This is a genomic window from Herbaspirillum sp. B65, assembly GCF_000333555.1.
Classification (GTDB): Bacteria; Pseudomonadota; Gammaproteobacteria; order Burkholderiales; family Burkholderiaceae_D; genus Herbaspirillum; species Herbaspirillum rubrisubalbicans.
This window is the reverse complement of sequence record NZ_BADI01000412.1, coordinates 1-4,136: the sequence shown is the minus strand read 5'-3', so window position 1 is coordinate 4,136 and position 4,136 is coordinate 1. Positions and strand designations below refer to the sequence as shown.

The window sequence follows — 4,136 nt, the reverse complement described above, 5'->3', positions numbered from 1 at the left end:
AATCAAAGAAACCCTGGGGCTGCCGCTGGACGATTGAGTGAGGTCGAGTGACCCAGCGCAAGGCAGGGCAGATAAAGACGGCATGAAGGTGGACGCATTTGCGCGTGTTGCTTGAAGCGCACTGTGCTGAAATCCGATGGGGGTTCCTGTGCATTCCGGTGGGCGCCGGGGTGACCTAGACTCGCCCTACACTGGACTCCACTCCATCCCGAGACATCATGCCTTCCAAACCAAGAATCGAGCAATACAATCAACCCGCAGGCGGCTGGGGCGCACTCAAGTACGTGGCGCTGAACCTGGTCAAGGAACACGTGGCCGATGGCAAGGGGCTGCGTACGCTGCTGTCGCAGAACCAGCCTGACGGCTTCGATTGCCCCGGTTGCGCATGGCCGGACCGCGAACATACCTCCACCTTCGAATTCTGCGAAAACGGCGTCAAGGCAGTCGCTGCCGAGGCGACCAAGAAGCGCGTCACGCCCGAGTTCTTCGAGAAGCACACCGTCACCGAGCTGATGCAGCAATCGGACTACGAGCTGGAAGAACACGGCCGCCTGACCCATCCCATGGTCTACGACGCCGCCACCGACAAGTACCGGAAGATCGACTGGTCCGCTGCCTTCGAGCTGATGGCCAAGCACCTCAACGCCTTGCCCGACCCGGACATGGCCGACTTCTACGTCTCCGGGCGCGCCAGCAACGAAGCGGCTTTCTTGTTCCAGTTGTTCGTGCGCCAGTACGGCACCAACAATTTCCCGGATTGCTCCAACATGTGCCATGAGCCCACCAGCGTCGGCTTGCCGGGCACGGTCGGCATCGGCAAGGGCACGGTGCTGCTGGAAGACTTCGATCATTGCGATACCCTGCTGCTGTTCGGCCAGAACCCGGCCACCAATCACCCGCGCATGATGGGTGAGCTGCGTCATGCCTCCAAGCGCGGCGCCACCATCGTCGCCATCAATCCGCTCAAGGAACGCGGCCTGGAACGCTTTGCCGATCCGCAGAGCAAGGTCGAGATGCTGACCATGGGCAGCACCCGCATCAGTTCCATGTTCATCCATCCCAAGCTGGGGGGAGACCTGGCGCTGATCAAGGGCGTCATCAAGCGCACCATCGAACTGGATGATGTCGCCCAGGCCGCTGGCACCGAGCGGGTGATCGATGTGGCGTTCATCGAGCAACACACGGCCGGCTTCGAGGAATTTGCCGCGCAGGCCCGTGCTGAAAGCTGGGAGGACATCGTCGAAGAGTCCGGCGTCTCGCGTGAGGACATCGAAAAGCTGGCCCAGGTCTACGTCAAGGGCAAAGCCGTCATCGCTACCTGGGGCATGGGCCTGACCCAGCACAAATACGCGGTGGCGACCATCCAGCTGCTGTCGAACATGATGATGCTGCGCGGGAACATCGGCCGCCAGGGCGCGGGCCTGTGCCCGGTGCGCGGTCACTCCAACGTGCAGGGCGACCGCACCGTGGGCATCGACGAAAAACCGACCCCGGCCTTCCTCGATCGCCTGGAGCAGGTGTTCGGCTTCAAGGCCCCGCGCCACCACGGCAACGACACCGTGGGTTCGGTCATGGCCATGCTGGAAGGCCGCACCAAGGTCTTCATCGGCCTGGGCGGCAACTTCGCCATGGCTACGCCCGACACCCCGCGCACCTTCGAGGCGCTGCGTTCCTGCAACCTGACCGTGCATATCACCACCAAGCTCAACCGTAGCCACCTGGTGCATGGCAAGGATGCGCTGATCCTGCCGACCATGGGCCGCACCGAGATCGATGTCCAGAAGTCCGGTCCGCAAGGCGTGACGGTGGAAGATTCGATGAGCATGGTGCACGTCTCCTATGGCATCAACAAGCCGGCCTCCGAGCACCTGATGTCGGAGACGGCCATCGTGGCGCATCTGGCCGAGGCCACCATGAAGTCGCGCAACAATGGTCCGAAGATCGACTGGCTGTGGTACGCCGAAGATTACTCGCGCATCCGCGACGCCATCGAGAAGGTCTACGATGCCTTCCAGGGTTATAACGAACGCATCGCCAATCCGGGTGGCTTCCACCTCGGCGTGGCCTCGCGTGACCGGGTCTGGAAGACCGGCAGTGGCAAGGCCAACTTCATCGTCCACGAGATACCCAAGGACACGCCCATCCATCGCGCCCGCGCGATCCACGGCGAGAAGCTCTTGACCCTGATGACCACCCGTTCGCACGACCAGTACAACACCACCATCTATGGCATGGACGACCGTTATCGCGGCGTGTTCGGCCAGCGCCGGGTGGTCTTCATCCATCCGCAGGACCTGCAGATGCTGGGGTTGAAGGATGGTGAATGGGTCGACATCACCAGCGTCTGGGATGACGGTGTGAAGCGCCGTGCCGAGGGATTCCTGTTGGTGGAATATGAAATTCCGCGCGGTTGTATCGGTAGTTACTATCCCGAGACCAATCCGCTGGTGCCGCTGGAAAGCTTTGCCGACAAGGCGCGCACGCCGACCTCCAAATCCATTCCGGTGCTGCTGTCGCGCTCTGCGGTGCAGCGTTCGGCGGCGTGATGGAGGCGGACATGAGCGTGATCGAGATGTCCGCCCAGCCGGATGCAGATTTGCAGGTCCGCGCCCAGCAGATGGGGGTGCCGCCCGAGGTGCTGCTGATCGTGGAAACCCTGCAGGCCGATGCCCAAGAGAAGGAGGGCGCGGCGCTGTCGCTGGCGCGCTTGTCCAAGCGTACCCAATTGCGCATGAGCACCTTGCGGCGCTTTTTATCGGCGCTGGAAGAGGCCGGCGTCGTGAAGGTCGAGATGAATGAGGATGGGACTGGCAGCGTGACTCTGTTGGTGTCGCCTCAGTAAATGTGGCTTGCGGCGCGCCCGATGAGGCGCGCCGACAGCTCACCCTGCCAGTTCTTCCACCAGTTTCCCCACCAGCTTCAAGGCCTGCTCGGTCTCTTTGGACCAGGTATAGCTGTAGTTGAGCCGGATGAAATGGCTGTACCGGTTGGTCGCCGCAAAGATGCGCCCCGGCGCCACCGTGATGCCCAGCGCCAGGCTGCGGCGATACAGTTCCATCGCATCCACCTGCGGCGGCAATTCCACCCACAAGACATAACCGCCTTCGGGCTCGGAGACCTGCGTGCCGGCCGGGAAGAAGCGCAGCACGAAGTGGCGCATCATGTCGCGTTGCTGGGCAAAGGCGCGGCGCACCCGGCGCAGGTGGCGCTCGTAGCCGCCCTGGGTCAGGTATTCGGCGATGGCGCGTTGCGGCGCGGTGGGTGTGGCCAGGGTATTCAAGAACTTGAGCTTTTCCACCTGCGCCCGGTAGCGGCCCGGCATGGCCCAGCCGATGCGGTGGGCCGAGGTCAGGCTCTTGGAGAAAGACGAACAGTGCAGCACCAGGCCATCACGGTCGTAGTTCTTCAGTGAAGAAGGATGGGCATTGCCGTAGTACAGCTCGCTGTAGACGGCGTTTTCGATGACCGGCATCTGGTGCTGTGCGGCCAGGCGCACCAGTCTTTCCTTTTCGCTGTCGGGCATCTGGAAGCCCAGCGGATTCTGGAAGTTGGGCATGACCATGCAGGCCGCCACCGCTTGCGTCTGCAGGCGTTCTTCCAATGCCCCGACATCGATGCCGCGGCGCGGATCGGTGGGGATTTCCAGGGCCCGCATCCCCAGGCGCTCGATGGCGTGCAGCATGGCGTAGAAGGTCGGGGTTTCCACCGCAATGGTGTCACCGGGACGGGCCACGGCTTGCAGGCAGAGATTGATGGCTTCGGTGGCGCCTACGGTGACCACGATTTCATCGGGATCGACCTTCAGACCGTTTTCCAGGTAGCGGCGGGCGATCTGGCGCAACAGTTCGGGATGGCCGGGCGGCAGGTCGTCGAACACGCTGGATTGGCTGGCATGACGGGCGATGCGGCCGGCATACTGGGCCAGCCGATGCGAAGGGAACAGCGCCGGGTTGGGGTAGGGCGAACCCAGCGGCACGGTGCCGTCCTGCTGGATGGTCTTGAGCGTGGCCAGTACCAGGCGGCTGACATCGACTTCCGTGGATTGCTGCCAGGCCGGGTGGTCGGCCTGCGCCGGCTTGGCGGCCGGGCGGGCGATGGCTGGGCCTGCNTGCGCACGAAATACCCCGATTGCGGCT

The 4,136-nt window shown here is 63.2% G+C and carries 2 protein-coding genes and 1 pseudogene; 2 read left to right on the top strand and 1 reads right to left on the bottom strand.

What is annotated here, in order from left to right; all coding sequences use genetic code 11:
• Nucleotides 1-218 precede the first annotated feature (218 nt).
• Nucleotides 219-2,546 (top strand): FdhF/YdeP family oxidoreductase, encoded by a 2,328-nt coding sequence (locus tag I5W_RS09870; RefSeq protein ID WP_044529085.1) that lies wholly within the window; start codon nucleotides 219-221, stop codon nucleotides 2,544-2,546.
• Nucleotides 2,547-2,557: 11 nt separating this feature from the next.
• The gene (locus I5W_RS09865; protein WP_252716976.1) at nucleotides 2,558-2,842 is read left to right on the top strand and encodes a helix-turn-helix domain-containing protein; all 285 of its coding nucleotides are present in this window, start codon (nucleotides 2,558-2,560) and stop codon (nucleotides 2,840-2,842) included.
• Between the two features lie 39 nt (nucleotides 2,843-2,881).
• On the opposite strand, the pseudogene I5W_RS09860 reads toward I5W_RS09865, so the two are convergent.
• Nucleotides 2,882-4,136 (bottom strand): annotated as a pseudogene (locus tag I5W_RS09860) (aminotransferase-like domain-containing protein); the annotation flags it as partial.